This window comes from Bradyrhizobium sp. i1.15.2 (assembly GCF_040548425.1).
Classification (GTDB): Bacteria; Pseudomonadota; Alphaproteobacteria; order Rhizobiales; family Xanthobacteraceae; genus Bradyrhizobium; species Bradyrhizobium canariense.
On the sequence record NZ_JBEPRQ010000001.1, the window covers coordinates 229,989 to 249,342 of the forward strand.

Sequence of the window (19,354 nt, forward strand, 5' to 3'; positions counted from 1 at the left end):
GCCAGAAGAGGGGCGCTGTAACAATGAAGTTGCAACACTATCTAGGAGGCCTCGAAGGTCTCGATCCGATCTCGCTTGAAATGCGGGTGTTCGTGGAAGCTTGGGAGGAGAGGATCTTCGGCATCCACACGGCGATGATGGCACTGAGTTCGCAACTCGATCTCGAAGCAACACCGAGTACATTCAACACCGAATGGACCTGGGCCGACCTGCGCAAGGGCGCAGAGTCGATGAATCCGTTCGATTACTTCAAATTCCGCTACTATGAGAAGTGGCTGGGCGGAATCTCTGCGTATTTCGTCGCGAAGGGTTACATCACTCAGATCGAACTCGACGCGCGAACCGAAACCTTCTTGACGTCAGCCCCAGTCATGCCGAAAGGCGGAGACGCGGCTGTGGACGCTCGCGTGCGGAAATATCTGCTGATCGGCGACGATCCGAAACGGGAGCGCTCGACCCAACCGCGCTTCGCGGCCGGCGAGGCGGTTTGCGTCGCCGATCCGAAATCGGTCGATCACACTCGCTTGCCAGGGCATCTTCGGAACAAGGCGGGCATTATCGATAGCGTGTATCCTGACGCTTACACTTATCTTTGCGAGATCGGGCCGGACGGGATCGGCAAAGCAATGCCCGTCTACTGCGTCAAATTCGATCCCGAAACTCTGTGGCCAGGAAATACCGAGCAGAATTTTACTTTTTACGCAGACCTGTTCGAGGCCTATCTCGAACCGGCCATCGCATCCTGAGGAGCCACATGATGCAACGTTTCGAGTATTCCACGGATCGAGAAACGGTGAACGCGGCGCGCGTCCGCGCGCTGGAGGCTCTGCTCATCGAGAAGGGAGTCATCACGCGCGAGACTGTCGACAAGATCATGGCAATCTTCGCGACTGAAATGGGCCCGTTCAATGGCGCCAAGCTTGTTGCGAAAGCGTGGGTCGATCCGGCATTCAAGAAGATTCTGGCCGAAGACACCATGGCTGCGGTCGAACAGATGAAGTTCGTGACCGGGGGAGCCGGCGCCGAAGGCGAGCATATGCGAGCGGCGATCAACACGCCGGAGGTGCACAATCTCATCATCTGCACCCTCTGTTCCTGCTATCCTTGGCCGATTCTGGGCCTGCCGCCCTATTGGTACAAGGATCCTTCGTTCCGCGCGCGAGCTGCACGCGAGCCCCGCAAAGTGCTGAGCGAATTTGGTCTGAACATTGGGCCGGAAAAGGAAATCAGGACCTGGGACAGCAGCGCCCAGATCCGCTGGTTCGTTGTCCCGGAACGACCGGCGGGCACCGATACCTTCAGCGAAGAGCAGTTGGCAGCTCTTGTCACACCCGAGTCGATGATGGGCGTCGCGATCGTCAAGCCGCCGAGCACCTGAAGCGATGCAAACAAATTTCGAGCATTTCGCCCTGGGAAGCATGTTGGGGAAGACCGACATGCCACCCAAGGATAACGGAAGCCTTTGCTTCGGCGCGCCTTGGGAGCGTCAGGCATTCGGCCTGGCGCTTGCTCTCTCCAAACAAGGCTTGTTCGAATGGGAGGATTTCCGCTCGGAAATGATATCAAGCATCGCCGCTTGGGAGGCCACCCACGACGAGACCGACCCAAGCTGGGACTACTACGAGATCTGGCTCACCGTAGTTGAGCAGATGGTGCAACGATCCGGCTTGATCGAGCAATCGGCCCGGTCGTATTTCTAGGCGTCTCGATGTCGGGTCGATGCAGCGGGGCCCCAGAGCGCGGCGGGCTGGACTTGATCGTACGTACACTTAGCGAGCGCTAGAGAGATAGATCTGCGAGGGCCTTCGCGCCGATCATCTGGTGAATGTAGCCGTACGAATTGTGCCCCAGCGCACAAAATCGTGGATTTGGTGCCCAGGGGCGGAATCGAACCACCGACACTGCGATTTTCAGTCGCATGCTCTACCAACTGAGCTACCTGGGCGTGCTCCAAAGAGGGGCCAAAGCCCATCGAGCGGGCGGTTTATAGTGGGCTGAAGGCTGCCTGTCCACCCGGCTTCACCAAGAGGCTTCGCCGGGCGCGGCCCGGCTGTGCACAAGGTCGGGCGGGCTTGCTGGAGCTGGCGTGCTGCGCGGGCATCATTCACTTAGAATGTTGATATTACTTGTTTATTCTTCTCCATCCGCCTCGTCATCCCGGCCGGGGATGACGTAGGAGCCTTTCAGCCAGCGGTTCAGATCGACGTCGCGGCAGCGCGAGGAGCAGAACGGGCGGGTGGCCTCGGACTGCGGCTTGCCGCAGATCGGGCAGGTTTTGAGGGGGTTTGCGGGCTTTTTCACCTGGTCGTCCATAGGGTGCTCAGCTTGCACGAGGTGAGAGAGTTCAAGAGCCTGTCGCCAAAGGGGTTCCTCCGGCGGAAGTGCAGGCGTTCCGGCCAGATTCCCGCGGGGCAATTCTACTGTGCATGGGGTTGTTTTCGCGATTTTTACAGGAGCGGCTTGTCGGCTCAGACGGCGGTGGCATTGAGCCAGCCGAAGCGGATCGGGAAACCTTCGCCGCCGAGCAGCGTGGTGGTCTCGTAGAGCGGCAGGCCGACCACGTTGGTGTAGGACCCCACCATCTTGACCACGAACGACCCCGCGATGCCCTGCACGGCGTAGCCGCCGGCTTTGCCGCGCCATTCGCCGGAGCCGATATAGGCCTGGATGTCGTCCTCCGAGAGGCGCTTGAAGCGGACGCGGGTCTCGACCAGGCGCTGGCGGAAGGCCTCGCGCGGCGTCACCAGGGTGATTGCGGTGTAGACGCGATGGTTGCGGCCCGACAGCAGCCGCAGGCACTGCGCGGCCTCGTCGACGAGATTGGCCTTGGGCAGGATGCGGCGGCCGACCGCCACCACCGTGTCGGCGGAGAGGATGAAGGCGCCGCGCAGCTCGTCGTCGAGCTGCACTGATTTGAGCGCCGCATCCGCCTTGGCCCGCGCGAGCCGGTTGGCGCAGGCGCGCGGCAGCTCGCCCCGCTTCGGCGTCTCGTCGACGTCGGCGGGCCGGAGCGCGTCCGGCTCGATGCCGGCCTGGTTGAGCAGCGACAGGCGCCGCGGCGAACCGGAGGCGAGAACGAATTTGGGGCGGCCGAGCATCAGGTGATTTGGGGAATGAAGCAGGGGGTGAATTGCGCGCGGAACCTATCGGACGGGGGCTGATTTCACAACCCGGGAACCCGGACTTTACTGATTCGACGGGTACGGGATGCGTGTGCCCGCAGTCTGTGACGCGGGTGTTACGGGCGCCGAATGCTACCCGTTCGCCGCGCCCACCTTCGAAAACCGCCGGCGGATGCGCAGCAGGAGCTGGTCGCAGACGTCACGGTAAGCCGCCAACTTCTGGTCGCGGCTGCCTTCCATGGTGGTGGGATCAAGCGTCGGCCAATACTCGACGTCGGCGGCAAGTGTGCGGGTCAGCTCCAGCGCCTTGTGATGCGCCTCCGGCGACAGCGTGATGATCAGGTCGAAATTCAGCCCTTCCCAATCCTCCAGCTCCTCGAAAGTCTGCGGCTTGTGGGTGGAGATGTCCTGGCCGAGCTCGGCCATCACGGACACCGCGAACGGATCGAGCTCGCCGCGCCTGGCGCCGGCCGACTTCACGTAGAGGCCTTGCGGAAACATGTGCCGCAGCAGGCTCTCGGCCATCGGCGAGCGCACGCTGTTCATGGCGCACGCGAACAGCACCGATTGCGGATCGCGTGCGCGTGGCGGACCCGCCATCGCGCTTAACCCTTCCAGTGCAGGACAGTAATGAGCGTGAACAGCCGGCGCGAGGTCTCGAAATCGACCCGCACCTTGCCCTTCAGCCGCTCCTGCAGCGTGCGCGAGCCCTCGTCATGGATGCCGCGGCGGCCCATATCGATGGCCTCGATCTTGTCCGGCGTCGCGGTGCGGATCGCCTGGTAGTAGCTGTCGCAGATCATGAAATAGTCCTTCACGATCCGCCGGAACGGCGTCAGCGACAACAGATGTGCGACCACGGGCGTGCCGTCCTCACGGCGGATGTCGAACATCAGGCGGCTGCCGGTGATGCCGATATGCAGCGTGAACGGCCCCTTCCCGTCGGCGCCCTCCGGCGCGAACAGGTTCTGTTCGATCAAATCGTAGATCGCGATCGCGCGCTCATGCTCGATGTCGGGGCCGGAACGGCCGATCGAGTCCTCGTCGAGCGTGACGCCGACGATGCGATTGGTCGAGTCGTCCTGTTCGGGCGGCTGGGTCATGACAGGTTGAGGCGCAATCCAATCGAGCGCGAATGGGCATCTAGCCCCTCCGCCTTGCCGAGAATCATCGCGGCCGGACCGAGCGCACGCAGCTGATCCGGGCCGCATTTCAGGATCGAGGTGCGCTTGAGGAAATCGTGCACCGAGAGCCCCGACGAGAATCGTGCCGAGCGCGCCGTCGGCAGCACGTGGTTGGAGCCGCCGACGTAATCGCCAATCGCCTCCGGCGTGTGCGGCCCGAGGAACACGGCGCCTGCGTTGCGGATCCTTGCGGCGAGCGCGTCGGGATCATGCGTCATGATCTCGAGATGCTCGGCGGCAATCGCATCCGCGAGCGGAATGGCGTCATTGAGGCTCTGCACCATGATGATGGCGCCGAAATCGGCCCACGAGGCGCTGGCGATCGCAGCGCGCGGCAGCGTCTTCAACTGCGCCTCGACGGCCTTTTCGACGTCGGCGGCAAGGCGCGCGGAATCGGTAATCAGGATCGACTGCGCGCTGGAATCGTGCTCGGCCTGTGCCAGCAGGTCGGCGGCAATCCAGTCGGCATTGCCGGTGTCATCGGCGATGACAAGCACCTCCGAGGGACCGGCGATCATGTCGATCCCGACCTTGCCGAACACCAGCCGCTTTGCCGCGGCGACATACGCGTTGCCGGGTCCGACGATCTTGGCGACGGGCGCGATCGTCGCGGTGCCATGCGCGAGCGCGGCAACCGCCTGCGCACCGCCGACGCGATAGATCTCGGTGACGCCGCCAAGCTTTGCTGCCGCCAGGACCAGCGGGTTGAGCTTGCCGTCGGGCGAGGGCACCACCATGACGAGGCGCGCTACGCCCGCGACCTTTGCCGGCACCGCATTCATCAGCACCGAAGACGGATAGGCTGCAGTGCCGCCGGGCACGTAGAGGCCGGCGGATTCGATCGCGGTGTAGCGCCAGCCGAGCTCGACGCCGAGCGAATCGGTGAAACGCTCGTCCTTCGGCAGTTGCCGGCTGTGATAGGTCTCGATGCGATCGCGCGCGAGCTTGAGCGCATCCAGGGTCGCTGCGTCGCAGGCTTTCACCGCGGCCTCGATCTCGGCGGCGGTGACGCGCAGGCCGGATGCATTGAGCGTCAACCGGTCGAACTTTGCCGTGGCCTCGAGCAGGGCGGCATCGCCCCGCTTCGCCACGTCGTCGACGATGGCTCGCGCGGCCGCCTCGACGTCGGCCGAGGCCTCGCGCTTGGCGGCGAGGAAGGCCCCGAATCGCTGGTCAAAATCGGCGCTGCTGCGGTCGAGACGAACGGGCATCTTGGCTTCTAACTGGTTTTTGGGGGCGCGGTTTGGCTCACCAGGCCCCTGCTCAATGGCGCGGCGGGGAAGCTGCGTCAACCCTTGGGCCGGGCCGTTCCCCTCCGGCGTCGTCCTGGCGAAAGCGGAATGCGTGGCCTTGGCATGCCACCTCACCCCTCCCCTTCAGCCTCCAACCCCGCTCCCAGCTGATCCGCCCCCAGATCAGTCAGTTCGCATTCCAGGCATTCGACGTCGAGGCGGATGGCGCCGCCTTGGGCAAACAGGAGCAGCGCGCTCCCGCCGGGGGCGTCCTGGCCGTGGAATTCGATGCCGACGAGATCCAGGACAGTGTCCGGCGCGTCGAGGTCGATGTTGCGCGACTTGCAGGCGAGCACGCGGTCGAAACGGAGGGCCGCCACCAGCCTGCGCGGCTCGGCCTCGCCGTCCAGTGTCTGCTCCCAGTCCAACCGGCTCATGCCGACGACCAGCCGCTTTTCGCTTTGCCGCCAGATGATGTCCGAGGGCTGCACGCGGGCGTCCTGGACGTGGGCCGAGATCACGGAGAGGTCGTCGGCGTCGAGTGCGATCAGTTTGAGCTGGGGAGACATCGACGGCGCTTTCTGCTTCGGGCGGACAGGGCTCAACGCGCGCGGGCGGCGAAATTTCCCTAGAACTAACGCCCCACTGGACTAGAGGCTATTGATATCCTCCATCTCCAGCACCTTTCGCGGATACCCCTCCCGCGCGACCCGGATCATCGCGCGGCCGATCTGCTCCGTCGAGGTGACGAGCCGCGGCGAGACCCGGCGCAGTACCGACCACAGTGGCCAACTTGCTGCATACACGGCCTGCACCCACGCGGTCTTGGAGCGGGCACCGTGGAGCGGTTGGATTGCACCGGGGCGGAACATGTAGGCCGCCTTGAACGGCAGCTTGAGCAGATCGTTCTCGGTCTTGCCCTTGATCCGCGCCCACATCCGCGAACCCTGCTCGGTGGAATCGGTGCCGGCGCCCGTGACATAGACGAATGTCATCTGCGGATTGAGCCGTGCCAGCGCGGTCGCCGCTGCGAGCGTGAGGTCATAGGTGAGATGGCGGTAGCGCTCCTCGCTCATGCCGATCGAGGAGACGCCGAGGCAGAAGAAGCAGGCATCGAAGCCGGTGAGCTGCGCTTCGATCGCCGAGTAGTCCGTGAAATCGCCGTGCGTGATCTCCGTGAGCTTGGCGTGGCGGACGCCGGTCGGACTGCGGCCGACCACGAGCACGCGATCGATGCCGGCATCGATCAGGCATTCGCGCAAGACGCCCTGCCCGACCATGCCGGTCGCGCCGAAGATGATGATCTGCATCGGGACCTCCCCGACAGGCTCGCGGCTCATGCGGCGGCCGCGATCTCGTCGAAGGATATACCGGTCAACGTCGCCGAAACATCCCACAGCATGGCTGACGAGGCGAAATCCTTTGCATGCGGCATGACCTTCGCCGGCCGCGGCGGCCCTTTCAATTCGAAGAACCAGTTGGGACCATAGTAGCCGCCCGGCTCTGCTGCCGGCGAGGTCGCCGCCAACAAAGTCGGCAGCGCGCCTTCCGCGGCAGACTGGCTGATGAAGGGCTGCAGCCACCGGCTCACACGCCACTGGAACGTGTTCGCACCCGGACCGTTCGAAATCAGATCGGTCCGCGCGTAGCCGGGATGTGCGGCAAGGCTCGTCAGACCCCAGCCTGCGGCGAGGCTGCGGCGCTGCAATTCCAGCGAAAACATCAGCATCGCCAGCTTGGACTGGCAATAAGCCCGCCACGGACGATAGGAATGCCTAGCCTGCAGATCGTCGAAATTGATCGCCCCGGAGCGGTGCGCAAGGCTCGAGAGGTTGACGACCCGAGCCGCCTTCGCCCGGCGAAGCTGCGGCAACAGCCGCGCCGTCAGCGCGTAATGACCGAGATAATTGGTGCCGAGCTGCATCTCGAAACGATCCGCCGTCTGCTGCCGCGTTGGCAGCGCCATCACGCCGGCATTGTTGACGAGCAGGTCGAGCTGCTCGTTGCTGGCGGCGAAGCGCCTGGTAAAATCGGCGACGGAAGCGAGGCTGGCGAGGTCGAGATGCTCGTAGGCGATCAGCGCATTGGGAAAGCGCTCGCAAATGCCCTCGATCGCGCGCAGGCCCTTTGCCTCGTTGCGTCCGGTGAGTATGATAATGGCACCGGCGCCCGCCAGCGCCATCGCCGTCTCGTAGCCGAGGCCGCCCGTCGCTCCGGTCACGACGGCAGTCTTGCCGCTGAGGGAGGGGATGTCTGCCGTGGTCCAGTCGGTCATGCCATAGCTCCGTCGGGGCTGGGAAAGGCCTCGCGACGGGTCTAAATGTGCACTGGGTGCAACTTTGCAAGTGGTGAAGTGATTTGAAGCTTTCGAAAGTTGCCGGGAAATCAGTCAACAGGCGCACCAAGCCATTGCCGGCAGGAGCAAAATCCGCTGATGGCCCCGGTCTGCGCCAGCGCAAATTGCAAGCGACCCGCGAGCGGTTGACCCGCGCCGCGATGGCGCTATTCCTGGAGCGCGGTTTCGAGGCCACGACCATCGACGATATTGCGGCCGCGGCGGACGTGTCGCGACGCAGCTTCTTCCATTATTTCGCCTCGAAAGAGGACGTGGTCGCGGCTTGGCAGGAAGGCGCCGCCGCCGCGCTGGTCGCGGAGGTCGTGGCGCGGCCGGCGGGCGAAACCATGCTGACGGCGGCGGAGAACGCGATCGCGGCGGCGCTCAAGCGGATCGATCCGGCGGAGGCTGCGGCCATGTCGCGGCTCAAGCGCGATAATCCCGCGCTTCGGGCGCGCGACCAACTCAAATACGAGAAGCTCGAGCGGGCGCTGGCCGAAGGGCTCGCCCAGCGCGCCAGAACCAAATCGGACCAGCTGAAGGCGCGGCTCGTCGCCATGATCGCCACCGGCGCGATGCGCGTCGGCGGCGAGAGCTGGATCGCCGGAGGAGCGCGGGAGAAGCCGGAAGCTTTCGTCAAGCGCACCTTCGACGCGATCAGGGCAATCTTGGCGTGAGGCCGCTCACTCCTTGAAGAACGCCAGCAGGTCGGCGTTGATGGTCTCGGCGTGCGTCGTCGGCATGCCGTGCGGGAAGCCCTTGTAGGTCTTCAGCGTGCCGTTCTTCAACAGCTTGGCCGACAGCGGCGCGGAGTCGGCGTAAGGCACGATCTGGTCGTCGTCGCCGTGCATCACCAGCACCGGCACATTGATCTTCCTCAAGTCCTCGGTGAAGTCGGTCTGCGAGAACGCGACGATGCCGTCATAATGGGCCTTCGCGCCGCCCATCATGCCCTGGCGCCACCAGTTCTGGATCACCGCTTCCGACGGCTTTGCGCCGGGACGGTTGTAGCCATAGAAGGGACCGGCCGCGATGTCGCGGTAGAAGCTGGAACGGCCGGCAGCGAGTTGCACCTGGAAATCGTCGAACACGCTCTTCGGCAGGCCGCCGGGATTGGCCTCCGTCTTCACCATCAGCGGCGGCACCGCGGAGAGGATCGCGGCCTTCGCCACCCGGCTCTCGCCGTGGCGCGCGATGTAATGCACTACTTCGCCGCCACCGGTGGAGTGGCCGACATGGATTGCGTTCTTGAGATCGAGATGCGCCGTTACGGCCGCGAGATCATCGGCATAATGATCCATGTCGTGGCCGTCGGCGACCTGCGACGAACGGCCATGGCCGCGACGGTCATGCGCGATGACGCGATAGCCGTGCGTCACGAAGAACATCATCTGCGCGTCCCAGTCGTCGGCCGACAGCGGCCAGCCGTGGCTGAACACGATCGGCTGGCCCGAGCCCCAGTCCTTGTAGAATATCTCGACGCCGTCCTCGGTGGTGATGGTGGGCATTACTAGGCTCCTTGAATGATCAGGCGAACGCCATCGGCTTGAAGCGGCGCCAGGCGCCGATGGTGAGCACCACGAAGAACACCAGCACGAGGCCCTGCACCACGGCGAACACGGGACCTCCCGGTGGATTTGGTGCCACGGCAGGTGCGAGCGCGGCGAGCGCCGGCACCTTCAGGAACGACTGGATTACCAGCACGAAGACGTTGAAATACAGCGAGATCATCGCGGTCACGATGTAAACCGGACGCCAGATGCCAGAGAGCTTCATGCCGTAGATCGCGAGACAGGCGATCGCGAGCAGGACCAGCGAGATGATGCCGATGATATGCGACGGCAGCAGCTCCTTGAACGGAAACAGGAAGCCGGTGGCGCTGGTGAGGATCGTGAACAGCAGGAAGATCGCGGTGAGGCCCGGCATCGGCTTCGAGCCGAGCAGGCCAAACATCACGACGAGGCCGGCGACGATGCCGATCAGGCTGATGATGACATGAACCAGCGTGAAGGCGGGCAAGCTCAACCCAAGAACCATGACATCTCTCCTAATCTCCGCATTGGGATCGGATTGATATTACGGTCCTCATCGGATTGCCACCTGCGCGACGTCACACATGCGTGCGCAGCCATGCGTCATCGTGCGAATCGAAAAACGCATGGCTGAATTTTTTGCAACGCTGTCACGAACGACGACAGTTTGTAGTGCGTAGCCCGGATGGAGCGATAGCGTAATCCGGGATTTTCGCATGCAAATGCATAGCCCCGGATTACGCTGCGCTCCATCCGGGCTACACGACGAAAGTCGCGGCTCACACTTCCTTGGTGTCGAAGATCAACAGGTCGGCGCCGCCAGTGGCGAATTTCGGCACGTCGCCGGCGGCCGCCTTGCCTGCTTCGCTGCCGAAGGCCGACTGGATGGCGGCGACGTTGTCGAAGGTGAGAATGGCAACAAGGTGAATTCCGGAAGGCCCGGCGGGGGAGCCGACCGTGCCCGTGCTGACGGCGTATTTCTTCAAGCCGGGAAGTTTCTTGGCGAGCGGAATGTGGGTCTCGGCATAATGCTTGTCGAAAGCGGCAACATCCTTGGGCGTCTTGTAGAGCACGACGAGTTCGGCCATTTAGTCCTCCCGTTAATAGTTTTCTTTGTCGATCCTCATGGTGAGGAGCGTGCGAAGCACGCGTCTCGAACCATGAAGGCCCGGCTTTTGCAGCTGGGCCTTCATCCTTCGAGACGCGGCCTTCGGCCGCTCCTCAGGATGAGGGGAGATAGTCCCGCATCACACCGCAGGATGGCAAGCCTCATTCGACTTGCCATTTACTTGCCTTGTCCCTGACTAAAGCGCCGGTTTTGCGGCGTCGCCGAGGAAGCCGTGCAGGGAGGCCACGACCTGCGCGCCCTCGCCGATGGCGCCGCCGACGCGCTTGACCGAGCCGGAGCGGACGTCGCCAACGGCGTAGACGCCGGGCACCGACGTCTCCAGCGGCGCGACCAGCCGGCCCTGGTTCTGCTCGGACTGCGCGCCGGTGACGACGAAGCCGCCGCGATCGAGCGTCACGCCGCAGCCGTCGAGCCAGCTGGTGGCGGGATCGGCGCCGACGAACAGGAAGAGATTGCGGATGTCGGCGAAATCCTCGTCGCTCGAGAGCCGGCTCTTCCAGCGGATGCGCCGCAGCAGCGAAGCCTCGTCGCCTTCGAGCGCCGTGATCTCGGTGTTGAACATCAGTTCGATGTTCGGCGTGGCTTCGATGCGCTCGATGAGATAGCGCGACATGCTGGCGCCGAGGCCGCCGCCGCGGATGATCATCAGCACCTTTTTGGCGTGTCCCGACAGGAACACGGCGGCCTGTCCCGCGGAGTTGCCGGCACCGACCAGCGCGACCTCCTCGCCGGCGCACAGCTTCGCCTCGACCGGCGAGGCCCAATACCAGACGCCGCGGCCTTCGAACTTGTCGAGGTTCTCGATCTCGGGCCGGCGATAGCGCGCGCCGCTTGCGACCACCACCGCGCGCGAATGCAAGGGATCACAGCCGTCGAGCGCCACCGAAAACGCGCCGTCCTTGCGCGTGCAGTCGAGCGACTTCACCGTCACCGGGATCATGATCTCCGCGCCGAACTTTTGTGCCTGGTTGAAGGCGCGCGCGGTCAGGGCCTGGCCGGAAATTCCGGTCGGAAAGCCGAGATAATTTTCGATGCGCGCGCTGGCGCCGGCCTGGCCGCCGAAGGCGCGGGTGTCGAGCACGGCGACCGAGAGGCCTTCGGACGCGGCATAAACGGCGGTGGCGAGCCCGGCCGGACCGGAGCCGACGATCGCGACGTCGTAGATGCGGTCGTTGCGCGGGCCGCCGATCATGCCGATCGCGCGCGCAAGCTCGGTTTCGCCGGGATTGCGCAGCACCGCACCATCGGGAGTGACGACCAGCGGCCAGTCGTCCGGCTTGGGCGAATAACGCGTGATGACGTCGGCGGCGTCGCGATCGCGCGCGGGATCGAGCAGATGATGCGGCTGGCCGTTGCGGGTGAGGAAGCCCTGCAACCGCACCACGCCGGCCGAATGCGACGGACCGATCAGCACCACGCCGCCGACGCCGCCCTGCAGCAGATTGACCCGGCGGAGGATCAGCGCGCGCATGATGCGCTCGCCGAGCTCGGCCTCGGCGACCAGCAGCGCGCGCAGCCGCTCCGGCGGCAACAGCAGCGTCTCGACATCGCCTTCGGCGCGGCCGTCGACCAGCGCCGGCCGTCCGGAGAGCTGGCTCAGCTCGGCCAAAAATTGCCCCGGCCCCTGGTCGATCAACGGCGTGACATGACCAAGGCCATCGCGCTGGGTGATGGCGACGTGGCCCTTCAGCACGACGAACATGCCGGGTCCCGGCTTGCCGGTCTCGAACAGGAATTCCCCATCGGCATAGTTGCGGACCTCGCCGAAATGCCTGACACGCTCGATCTCGGCTGATGTCAGCGCCGGAAAGGTCTGCTCAGGGCGGGTGAACCGCGACATCTGCGCGTCACTCTCGGGTCGTTGCTGCTCGTCCTGCCCCATTGCCACGTCTATGCACTCCAAAAAATTCTAGTCGCCGGTCTTGCCGGTTATCTCGCCGGCGGGCCCCTCATCTAGGGAATCATCTTCGTTCTGCGAGGGGCCGCCACTTGCGGCCCGTTCGCGCGCCTGCATCTTTCGCCGCTTCAGGTTTTCGCGCAGCGCCGATTTGAGCCGGTCGTCGCGGGACGCCCTCGCCTGTCTGGAGTCCTGCCTCGTGCTCTTGTCGTTCTCGTCTGCCATCGGGGTCCATTACAGCGATCGGCGATAACATGCCCGAGGAATAAGGCAGCTCAAGAGGCCCGCGCGATCCGATCGTGCGAAAATCGAAATGGATCGAATCCGGCGCATCGGGCAACTGGCCAGTTGGGTGGGGATATCGGAACCGAATCCGCGGAAAGTCGGCCGTTTCGAGCCAAAACAGGCATTTTGGCCCCGATATCGACCCGATTTTATCGCTTTGGCGGAGCTAGCAAGCTTGCACAGGAGGGGGGCTTGTGGCAGATATCGGCCCGCTTGGTAGGCCCCTCGTGGCGGCCGATTCTTACCCCAGCACATGCTGCCGTAGCTCAGTGGTAGAGCACTCCATTGGTAATGGAGAGGTCGACAGTTCAATCCTGTCTGGCAGCACCAGTCATCCTATTGGATGCATTGATTTTATTGGAAATTCGGTCCTGAGTGCCACACAAGAGTGCCACACAGACCAATGGTTTCCCTAAAACTTCGCATGGACAAACGCGCCGCTTCTACCGTTCCTCAATTTCGTTGTCGCGTCCCGACTAAGCTGGTTGATCAGCTACGCGGTAAGAGGATTTTGCTGCATCTGTCGCGTCGGACTGAACCGGCCTGCATCAAGGTCGTGACAATCGGCACCGACGTGGCGTTCAGCCTTGAAACCACCGATGAAACGATTGCCGGCGCGCGTCACGCGGACGCTCTGGAGCACTTGCAGCGTCTGTTCGATCTAACCGCAGCGGCGCCAATCAAGCTGTCTCATCGCGAGATGGTCGCCTTAGCCGGTGCCGTCTATCACACCTATGTTTGGGTCCACGAAGACAATCCTGGGGAGCCTGGAAGATGGGCGTGGCACAAGGGACTTTCGCGGGCCATCTATGAAGGCCGCATACGAGACGCACCACCAGCCACGCTGAAGGTTGACGATGCAGGTACCGGCCTCGTCATATTTGGCTCCGGCGATTTGACAGAAGCTATCAATGCCCTGCCCGCCGGTCAGTATGACGGACTTGAGGGTCGCTTCGGTCTGTTGGCTGACTGGGCTCTGATCAGACACCGCGTCCGCCTTGCTCCCGATCAACGGAAGCACTTCCTTAAACTCGTCGCAGCAGCCTCATTGGATGCCGCTTGGCAACTCCGTCGGAATGCTGAAGGCGACTACCGCCCCGATCCCATGGCGCAGCGCTTCCCGCCGATCGAATCCGTTGCAGCGCTCAAGCCGAATCAGACAATCAGCGGCCTATTTGACTTGTGGTGGAAAGAAGCCAAGGCCACTGGCCGCTCTCAGAGCACCCACGACACTTACAAGGGCGCAATCGACAGGCTGATTAAACACCTCGGACACGACGATGCCGGCCGCGTGTCTGAGGACGATATGCTTGCGTTCAAGAATGCCCGACTCAAGGTGGTGAGCGCCAAGACATTGAAAGACGGCGACCTACCCGGAATAAAGTCTGTGTTCGGATGGGCAGTTGATAATCGAAAGCTTACAAAAAATCCGGCGGACGCAATCAAAGTCAAATCGGAAAAGAAAATCCGCACCCGATCGAAGGGTTTCACGGATGAGGAAGCCAAGGCGATATTCGTTGCATGCCTTGAATACGTCCGGAAGCCGAAAGAGGATGCACGCACCGCCGCCGCCAAGAAATGGGGTCCACTCATCGCGTGTTACACCGGTTGCCGGATTGCTGAGGCGCTACAGCTTCGCAAAGAGGATATCCGCGAAGAGTCCAACCATCGCGCGTTCGATTTCAACCCGGCTGCTGGCAGCATCAAATCAGGCTCGTATCGAATTGTGCCAGTGCATCAACACCTGATCGATTTGGGATTTCTGCGCTTTGTTGAAGGCTCCGACGACGGCCCGCTATTTGCGAGGGGCAGTTACAAGCGTGTCGTGGATTTTGTTCGAGCGGTCGTAGCCGACAAGCGCGTCCAACCTAACCATGCCTGGAGGCACCGCCTCAAAACGATTGCCCGTAACCTTGGGCTGGATCACCGAGTCGTTGATTGCATCCAAGGGCACGCGGCGCGAACCTCCGGCGAGGACTACGGGGACGTGACGGTGATGGCCATGGCCCGCGTGATCTCTGCTATTCCGCGAGTTGTCTTGTAGCAGACTTTCTCTGCGGCCACGATTTGCGCAACCTCGTTCTCGGTGGCGGCTTCTCGCTCAGAAACGTAGAGGTGTCTAGCTAAAGAACAGACCGCCCGCCATGCACGAGGGTTAGCCATCATGAGGCAGGCTTCGCGCCAAGCGAACGTTTTAATGATCTTCGCTTCCTTCGAGTTCGTTCCAGTGGCAATTGAGAACTTTGCAGCAACGAACATGCAGGCCGTATCCAACGCCTCGCGATCGTTCTTGCCGCAGGCGTTCAGATCGGCTTCCTCACCTTGCCATCGAAGCTGAGCCGCCATCCCAGCCATTAGAAAGATACAATAGTTTAAGGCTTGAACTTTGCTTGCTTTGTTTAAGAGTCGCCAATCACAAGGATGTTCACCAAAGGCGACACGCCCGTCTGTTAGGTGTTTGTCGCTGGGGATTACAGACACATGATCAAAGCGCACGTTTAAAACTATAGCTGCAACAGCATGTCCAGCTTCATGATAGCACGCCCCTTCATTGTCGTTAAACTGCGCGAGATCGGGATCTACGCTCTGGCTAGTCAAGCTAAAATCTTCGGAGGCCGCGATAATTCGGTGTCTGTCGAGAAGTAGTCCCATCAGTAAAAAAGCCCCTGGCGTGTAACCATCGTCGAGGGCCATATATAGTTCGTCATTTCAAAATCGCGATGCTGCGTCAGCAAGCGCCACGCCGATAGGCTTGATCGAGATCGACACTGTCGGTCGGGGACTTCAGCCAGTCGCGAGCCCACCTCGGAGATATGAGGTGATCTGTCTCGAACTCACATCCGGAAAGTTGTGAAGCGGTCAGCCATAAGGCGTTGATGGCCTCAAGTACTCGGCGAATCTGTGTGGAGAAAAGTTCAAACGGGTGCCCATCGTCGTGTGTCGGCTTGGCGATGTAGACTTCGTCAAGCCGCTCAATCGTGTATCCGCGGTAGAAAAGATTCGTCACTTGCTTCGCTCCCTGCCTAAGTGATGCAAACCAACTGTGACCGAAACCTCATTTGCATTCCACAGCAATCCGTTTGCATTTTCTCCGTAGTTTTCCCGGACCCTTAGGTCCGGGATCATCTTGTCCTGTGGTCAGGTGTATTCGCTTGCTGTGTCGTGGGTTCGCCAGTTCATCGACTCGTCAATCCGGCGCTGCACCAGCGTGGCCAGCGCTTCCGGATCATGAGAGGAGCCGTGGATGTTTATCGCCACGTTGCCCGGGACAGAGCGCGCGTCGCCAGCACCCGCCCCAGGTCTCACGGCTGACGGAGACGGGACGTTCTGGATCATCTCGCTTGGCGTCGGTACGTTGCCGATAGCGGACTCGCTCTTTAAGTGCTCCTCAACATCGCGGCGATAGGCCTCGGAACCAGCATGGCCGCGCTTCCCGCCCCAGTTGCTGACGCCCCAATCGAGGTACTCATTGCCGCCGCGTTTGATCATCTGGCGACCGCGACCGCCTCTCAGGCTTCCGTTCGGATCAGTCGGCAATCCCTGGTCAGTGAAGCCGCCTATGATGTGCGAACCACTAGCCGCCGTGTCGATTGCGCCGTACATCTTGGCCGCGACCTTCGGATGCGATCTGAGATAGGCGATGGCTCCAGGCAACTGGCCACGGTTGACGGGACCATAGAAGCCGCTGAAGAGCCCCCCAGAACCGCGCCGGTGATCGTCGATCCTGCCGCCAGTCATGTCCAATCTGTTGAACAGCGATTCCGCGACGGGAACAGGGTCTTTTGCCCCTTCAAGGTACAGCATCGCTGCGACCCGCTCTCTGAGAGCCGGGTCTTTATCCATGTCATCCCTGAAGCGAGCACGACGGCCAGCGAGGTAGGTAGAGCTTTGCAGGCCGTTCCCGACGCTCATGTCTGCGACGCCACCGGCAGCCGGCCCGATGTATGGGACCTTGTTCGCTCCGGTGATCGCCGCGACCTCGTCACGGCCGATGATGCTGCCACTGCGGCCGACTCCGACGGCGGGGAGCGTCTGACCGGGCACGCTCTTCATCAGGTTAGGGACGCCACCGATGTAGCCGCGTCCGCCAAGACCAAAGGAGCCGGGACCGCCGCGTGCTCCACCGATGGCGGCGTATTGCAGACCACCCACCATGCCGCCGTTGATGAATGCAGCACGCTCGACCTTGCCGCCGAATCTGCCAAGCTGGTCAGCAAGATCATCGGCTCCGGTGCGGCGCATGCCGGTGAAGTCAGTCGAGCCGCTGTAGCTCGATTTTTTGTACAGATTACTCCGATAATTTCGCTGGCGCTCACGCCACTGGCTGGTGGTTTCCCCAGGTTGCTTCACGTTGGCGTCGGGAACACCATCATTCTGATGACGCACAGCGAACATGCTCAACAATGCGACTGCGGCCGGTATGCCGCCGATGAACGCGAGGGCATTGCCCAACCCGCTCAGCCCCAACGTGACAGCGGCCAGAACGGACAGGAGGGGCGATAATGCCGCCAAGGCGACGGTCAGTCCGGTCAGTTGCGCGACAAGGTTGCCCATCTCGCGTGCATCGGCCAGATTCTTCCCAGCGAGGAATCCAAGCGCAGAGAACGCGGTCTTGAGCCCGCTGGCAAACTCGCGAATGCCTTCCGCGAATCCTTTGCCGAACTCGCGCCACTTCGCGGCAGTCCCGGCATCGAAGTTGTCAGCCACGGATTTGACGACCTCGCCCCAATCCTTGAGTCCGAAGCCCTCGCGAGCGCCATCAATCAGCGATGCGAAGTGTTCTTTGATCGTGTTGAAGTCGAAAGAGTCCGCCAGATTGATGACGGAGTCGGAGATTTGGTCAAACCAGACCTCAAGACCGGCGCCAATCTTTTCCCAGACCAGACCCAGCGCCGCACTGATTGACGCCCATCGTCCTTGCATCGAACGGATCTTCTGCAACGCTGTCTTATCGAGAAAGCCGGGTTTGTTTTCGACGTCCTTCAGCACGTCTCGCAGCTTGTCCCGACCGAGAACCATGGTCAGGAGTTCATCCATAAATTCGCGACCAGCGATCTGCTTCGCGACTCTAGTGCGAAGCTTCTCCGGCATCGAAGCGAGCTTATCCAGCATCTGCTGGATTGCTTGCATCGGGTTGTTCCGCATGGCCACCGCCATGCCGGAGCGTCCGCCGAAACCAAGCGCGTTGCCGGCGGCGCTTAGGTCTTTGGCTTGCTGTCCGTGGGCGCTATCCGCACCGGCCACCTGCGAGGTGAGAAAGGATATGAAGGTGCCGGCCTTGAATGGCTGGATGCCGAGCGAAATACCGGTTGCGTCGAGGGCAGCCAATTGCTCCGGCGTCATCTTTGTAGTTGCAAGCGCAGACAGACTGCGGCGCATCGCCTCGATGATCTCGTTTCCATCAGCTGCGGTCGAGTTGTTCGCGACCGCGACCGCGTTCAAGATTTTGCTGAAGCGGCCGGTGTCCCACGGCATCTGCGTCGATAGACGACCGAGCAACTTGCCGACTGCTTCCGGGTTTACGTCGAGACCGGCTTGCGCCTTCAGGGCCAACTCAGCGAACTGGCCAGCGAATTGCTTTGCCACTCCGGCCTTCAGCCCTTCAACCGCTGTGTCGATGACCTTGGTGCTTCCGACTCCGTACTTGATGCCGGCCTTGTCCCCGAAGTCCTGGCGAAGTTTTGCGACCTCGCCCTTAGTTAAGTCACCGAACATCTCGGCACGGACTTCCGCTGCCTGGGTCTCCATGCGCTTGCGGAGTGCAGACGCTATACCAGCCCCTGTGATGGCGGCGCCGGCTGCAATGGTACGGATTCGAGGGGCGGGCAGTAGGCCGCTTCCACCGCCGTATGACCGACCCGAACCGGCACGACGTTCCACGGCAGCGCGGCGTTCAATCTGGCGAAGGTAGTTGGACTCGAGACGTTCGAGCGCAGCATAGGTTCTCCGTGCGTCGCTCAGGCGCTGCGCGCTGGCCTTGCTCCAATCGGTCGAATAGTTACGGGCGGCGGACCGGCTGAGGTTGGCCATGCCTCGCAATTGGTCTGCTGCCGCTTTCGTCGAGCGGCTGAGCCCGTCGAAGGATTGCATGCCGGCGCGACCAACGCTGCTGAACGAAGCGTTGAAACTCTTTGCGGCGGACTCCAGCTTTTTGATATCCGCGATGACCTTGCGGAGTGCCGGAGACATTTCGTTGATGGCCGTGAGTCTAGCGCGAACGTCGAGGGTTTCGGACATTGAGTGGGTCTCTTGGTTGAGGCGAGTAAATCGCCTTTTCGAAAATGCGCTCATGCGGCGCTTGGAATGGTGACGCCCGATTATTTCGGGGGTGGGGGTGCTGAAAATGGCCTTTTGGAGATTCGAAGTAGGAGGGGCTTGGCCGACCGAGGGGCTATGCCGCATAAAAAACTCGCGGCTTCACCCCGCGCTCGTGACCGCTGGGAAACCTTCGCTGCCCTTGCGAGCGTGAAGCGCATGCGGGCGCACCGACCGGCAGTCTCGCGGCAGCCCTCGCGATAGCGTGGGGAGCACAAGGGCAGGCAGGACCACCGCGCAGCCGATGTTGCAGAGAGGCGGGCGCCGAACCTGGGAAAATTACGGGTGCTCAAAATCCGCTTGCAATCGCTCCCCGGGTGATA

Annotated in this window: 21 protein-coding genes and 2 tRNA genes; 6 read left to right on the plus strand and 17 right to left on the minus strand. The window is 62.3% G+C overall.

Annotated elements, in window-relative coordinates; all coding sequences use genetic code 11:
- Nucleotides 1–23 precede the first annotated feature (23 nt).
- From nthB to ABIB80_RS01165, 3 genes are read left to right on the plus strand one after another with little or no spacing between them, the layout of a single operon-like run.
- Nucleotides 24–746: a nitrile hydratase subunit beta gene (nthB, locus tag ABIB80_RS01155; protein ID WP_354126885.1), complete on the plus strand. Its 723-nt coding sequence runs from the start codon at nt 24–26 to the stop codon at nt 744–746.
- Between the two features lie 8 nt (nt 747–754).
- Nucleotides 755–1,378, plus strand: coding sequence for a nitrile hydratase subunit alpha (nthA, locus tag ABIB80_RS01160; RefSeq protein WP_035993718.1), 624 nt, complete (start codon nt 755–757; stop codon nt 1,376–1,378).
- A gap of 4 nt (nt 1,379–1,382) precedes the next feature.
- Nucleotides 1,383–1,700, plus strand: a complete 318-nt coding sequence (locus tag ABIB80_RS01165) for a nitrile hydratase accessory protein (RefSeq protein ID WP_007597553.1) — start codon at nt 1,383–1,385, stop codon at nt 1,698–1,700.
- A gap of 169 nt (nt 1,701–1,869) precedes the next feature.
- Here ABIB80_RS01165 and ABIB80_RS01170 read toward each other — a convergent pair.
- From ABIB80_RS01170 to ABIB80_RS01210, 9 genes are all read right to left on the minus strand, one after another.
- Nucleotides 1,870–1,945, minus strand: a tRNA-Phe gene (locus ABIB80_RS01170).
- A gap of 185 nt (nt 1,946–2,130) precedes the next feature.
- Nucleotides 2,131–2,313, minus strand: a complete 183-nt coding sequence (yacG, locus tag ABIB80_RS01175; RefSeq protein ID WP_354126886.1) for a DNA gyrase inhibitor YacG — start codon at nt 2,311–2,313, stop codon at nt 2,131–2,133.
- 155 nt (nt 2,314–2,468) lie between these two features.
- Nucleotides 2,469–3,098, minus strand: coding sequence for a Maf-like protein (locus tag ABIB80_RS01180; RefSeq protein WP_007597557.1), 630 nt, complete (start codon nt 3,096–3,098; stop codon nt 2,469–2,471).
- Nucleotides 3,099–3,254: 156 nt separating this feature from the next.
- Nucleotides 3,255–3,722 carry an arsenate-mycothiol transferase ArsC gene (locus tag ABIB80_RS01185; RefSeq protein ID WP_219682453.1) on the minus strand — a complete coding sequence of 156 codons (468 nt, stop codon included), beginning with the start codon at nt 3,720–3,722 and terminating at the stop codon, nt 3,255–3,257.
- Nucleotides 3,723–3,727: 5 nt separating this feature from the next.
- Nucleotides 3,728–4,225: a UPF0262 family protein gene (locus ABIB80_RS01190; RefSeq protein ID WP_018453111.1), complete on the minus strand. Its 498-nt coding sequence runs from the start codon at nt 4,223–4,225 to the stop codon at nt 3,728–3,730.
- Nucleotides 4,222–5,517: a histidinol dehydrogenase gene (gene hisD, locus ABIB80_RS01195; RefSeq protein WP_035993721.1), complete on the minus strand. Its 1,296-nt coding sequence runs from the start codon at nt 5,515–5,517 to the stop codon at nt 4,222–4,224. The genes ABIB80_RS01190 and hisD overlap by 4 nt, the downstream gene beginning before the upstream one ends.
- Nucleotides 5,518–5,669: 152 nt before the next feature.
- Nucleotides 5,670–6,107 carry a DUF2948 family protein gene (locus tag ABIB80_RS01200; protein ID WP_007597561.1) on the minus strand — a complete coding sequence of 146 codons (438 nt, stop codon included), beginning with the start codon at nt 6,105–6,107 and terminating at the stop codon, nt 5,670–5,672.
- An 81-nt stretch (nt 6,108–6,188) separates the two neighbouring features.
- Nucleotides 6,189–6,848, minus strand: coding sequence for an NAD(P)H-binding protein (locus ABIB80_RS01205; protein WP_007597567.1), 660 nt, complete (start codon nt 6,846–6,848; stop codon nt 6,189–6,191).
- Between the two features lie 26 nt (nt 6,849–6,874).
- The gene (locus ABIB80_RS01210; RefSeq protein ID WP_354126887.1) at nt 6,875–7,813 is read right to left on the minus strand and encodes an SDR family oxidoreductase; all 939 of its coding nucleotides are present in this window, start codon (nt 7,811–7,813) and stop codon (nt 6,875–6,877) included.
- An 83-nt stretch (nt 7,814–7,896) separates the two neighbouring features.
- Here ABIB80_RS01210 and ABIB80_RS01215 point away from each other — a divergent pair, with 83 nt between their 5' ends.
- On the plus strand, nt 7,897–8,550 hold the full coding sequence (locus tag ABIB80_RS01215) for a TetR/AcrR family transcriptional regulator (protein ID WP_354126888.1): 654 nt from the start codon (nt 7,897–7,899) through the stop codon (nt 8,548–8,550).
- 6 nt (nt 8,551–8,556) lie between these two features.
- Here the strand turns inward: ABIB80_RS01215 and ABIB80_RS01220 are convergent, their stop codons facing one another.
- The 5 genes from ABIB80_RS01220 to ABIB80_RS01240 all read right to left on the minus strand — a co-directional run bounded on the left by ABIB80_RS01220 (nt 8,557) and on the right by ABIB80_RS01240 (nt 12,656).
- Nucleotides 8,557–9,381 (minus strand): alpha/beta fold hydrolase, encoded by an 825-nt coding sequence (locus ABIB80_RS01220; protein ID WP_354126889.1) that lies wholly within the window; start codon nt 9,379–9,381, stop codon nt 8,557–8,559.
- 19 nt (nt 9,382–9,400) lie between these two features.
- Complete coding sequence (locus tag ABIB80_RS01225) at nt 9,401–9,910, minus strand: hypothetical protein (RefSeq protein ID WP_354126890.1); 510 nt, start codon at nt 9,908–9,910, stop codon at nt 9,401–9,403.
- A 274-nt stretch (nt 9,911–10,184) separates the two neighbouring features.
- On the minus strand, nt 10,185–10,493 hold the full coding sequence (locus ABIB80_RS01230; RefSeq protein ID WP_354126891.1) for an EthD family reductase: 309 nt from the start codon (nt 10,491–10,493) through the stop codon (nt 10,185–10,187).
- 216 nt (nt 10,494–10,709) lie between these two features.
- Entirely contained in the window at nt 10,710–12,416 is a 1,707-nt protein-coding gene (locus ABIB80_RS01235) for an FAD-dependent oxidoreductase (RefSeq protein ID WP_354127100.1), read from the minus strand.
- A gap of 27 nt (nt 12,417–12,443) precedes the next feature.
- Nucleotides 12,444–12,656 carry a hypothetical protein gene (locus tag ABIB80_RS01240; RefSeq protein ID WP_354126892.1) on the minus strand — a complete coding sequence of 71 codons (213 nt, stop codon included), beginning with the start codon at nt 12,654–12,656 and terminating at the stop codon, nt 12,444–12,446.
- A gap of 315 nt (nt 12,657–12,971) precedes the next feature.
- Between ABIB80_RS01240 and ABIB80_RS01245 the strand changes: the two genes are divergently transcribed.
- Nucleotides 12,972–13,046 (plus strand) — tRNA-Thr (locus ABIB80_RS01245).
- A gap of 94 nt (nt 13,047–13,140) precedes the next feature.
- Nucleotides 13,141–14,760 carry a hypothetical protein gene (locus ABIB80_RS01250; protein ID WP_354126893.1) on the plus strand — a complete coding sequence of 540 codons (1,620 nt, stop codon included), beginning with the start codon at nt 13,141–13,143 and terminating at the stop codon, nt 14,758–14,760.
- Here ABIB80_RS01250 and ABIB80_RS01255 read toward each other — a convergent pair.
- The 3 genes from ABIB80_RS01255 to ABIB80_RS01265 all read right to left on the minus strand — a co-directional run bounded on the left by ABIB80_RS01255 (nt 14,694) and on the right by ABIB80_RS01265 (nt 18,953).
- The gene (locus ABIB80_RS01255) at nt 14,694–15,410 is read right to left on the minus strand and encodes a hypothetical protein (RefSeq protein ID WP_354126894.1); all 717 of its coding nucleotides are present in this window, start codon (nt 15,408–15,410) and stop codon (nt 14,694–14,696) included. The genes ABIB80_RS01250 and ABIB80_RS01255 overlap by 67 nt on opposite strands.
- Nucleotides 15,411–15,444: 34 nt before the next feature.
- Complete coding sequence (locus ABIB80_RS01260) at nt 15,445–15,723, minus strand: hypothetical protein (protein WP_354126895.1); 279 nt, start codon at nt 15,721–15,723, stop codon at nt 15,445–15,447.
- Nucleotides 15,724–15,854: 131 nt separating this feature from the next.
- Nucleotides 15,855–18,953 carry a phage tail tape measure protein gene (locus tag ABIB80_RS01265; RefSeq protein ID WP_354126896.1) on the minus strand — a complete coding sequence of 1,033 codons (3,099 nt, stop codon included), beginning with the start codon at nt 18,951–18,953 and terminating at the stop codon, nt 15,855–15,857.
- Nucleotides 18,954–19,354 lie beyond the last annotated feature (401 nt).

What these genes read in the sequence shown, in the direction of transcription:
- nthB (WP_354126885.1), top strand. Translation starts at nt 24, where the DNA reads ATGAAGTTGCAACACTATCTAGGAGGCCTCGAAGGTCTCGATCCGATC.
- nthA (WP_035993718.1), top strand. Translation starts at nt 755, where the DNA reads ATGATGCAACGTTTCGAGTATTCCACGGATCGAGAAACGGTGAACGCG.
- ABIB80_RS01165 (WP_007597553.1), top strand. Translation starts at nt 1,383, where the DNA reads ATGCAAACAAATTTCGAGCATTTCGCCCTGGGAAGCATGTTGGGGAAG.
- yacG (WP_354126886.1), bottom strand. Translation starts at nt 2,313, where the DNA reads ATGGACGACCAGGTGAAAAAGCCCGCAAACCCCCTCAAAACCTGCCCG.
- ABIB80_RS01180 (WP_007597557.1), bottom strand. Translation starts at nt 3,098, where the DNA reads ATGCTCGGCCGCCCCAAATTCGTTCTCGCCTCCGGTTCGCCGCGGCGC.
- ABIB80_RS01185 (WP_219682453.1), bottom strand. Translation starts at nt 3,722, where the DNA reads ATGGCGGGTCCGCCACGCGCACGCGATCCGCAATCGGTGCTGTTCGCG.
- ABIB80_RS01190 (WP_018453111.1), bottom strand. Translation starts at nt 4,225, where the DNA reads ATGACCCAGCCGCCCGAACAGGACGACTCGACCAATCGCATCGTCGGC.
- hisD (WP_035993721.1), bottom strand. Translation starts at nt 5,517, where the DNA reads ATGCCCGTTCGTCTCGACCGCAGCAGCGCCGATTTTGACCAGCGATTC.
- ABIB80_RS01200 (WP_007597561.1), bottom strand. Translation starts at nt 6,107, where the DNA reads ATGTCTCCCCAGCTCAAACTGATCGCACTCGACGCCGACGACCTCTCC.
- ABIB80_RS01205 (WP_007597567.1), bottom strand. Translation starts at nt 6,848, where the DNA reads ATGCAGATCATCATCTTCGGCGCGACCGGCATGGTCGGGCAGGGCGTC.
- ABIB80_RS01210 (WP_354126887.1), bottom strand. Translation starts at nt 7,813, where the DNA reads ATGACCGACTGGACCACGGCAGACATCCCCTCCCTCAGCGGCAAGACT.
- ABIB80_RS01220 (WP_354126889.1), bottom strand. Translation starts at nt 9,381, where the DNA reads ATGCCCACCATCACCACCGAGGACGGCGTCGAGATATTCTACAAGGAC.
- ABIB80_RS01225 (WP_354126890.1), bottom strand. Translation starts at nt 9,910, where the DNA reads ATGGTTCTTGGGTTGAGCTTGCCCGCCTTCACGCTGGTTCATGTCATC.
- ABIB80_RS01230 (WP_354126891.1), bottom strand. Translation starts at nt 10,493, where the DNA reads ATGGCCGAACTCGTCGTGCTCTACAAGACGCCCAAGGATGTTGCCGCT.
- ABIB80_RS01235 (WP_354127100.1), bottom strand. Translation starts at nt 12,416, where the DNA reads ATGGGGCAGGACGAGCAGCAACGACCCGAGAGTGACGCGCAGATGTCG.
- ABIB80_RS01240 (WP_354126892.1), bottom strand. Translation starts at nt 12,656, where the DNA reads ATGGCAGACGAGAACGACAAGAGCACGAGGCAGGACTCCAGACAGGCG.
- ABIB80_RS01250 (WP_354126893.1), top strand. Translation starts at nt 13,141, where the DNA reads ATGGACAAACGCGCCGCTTCTACCGTTCCTCAATTTCGTTGTCGCGTC.
- ABIB80_RS01255 (WP_354126894.1), bottom strand. Translation starts at nt 15,410, where the DNA reads ATGGCCCTCGACGATGGTTACACGCCAGGGGCTTTTTTACTGATGGGA.
- ABIB80_RS01265 (WP_354126896.1), bottom strand. Translation starts at nt 18,953, where the DNA reads ATGTCCGAAACCCTCGACGTTCGCGCTAGACTCACGGCCATCAACGAA.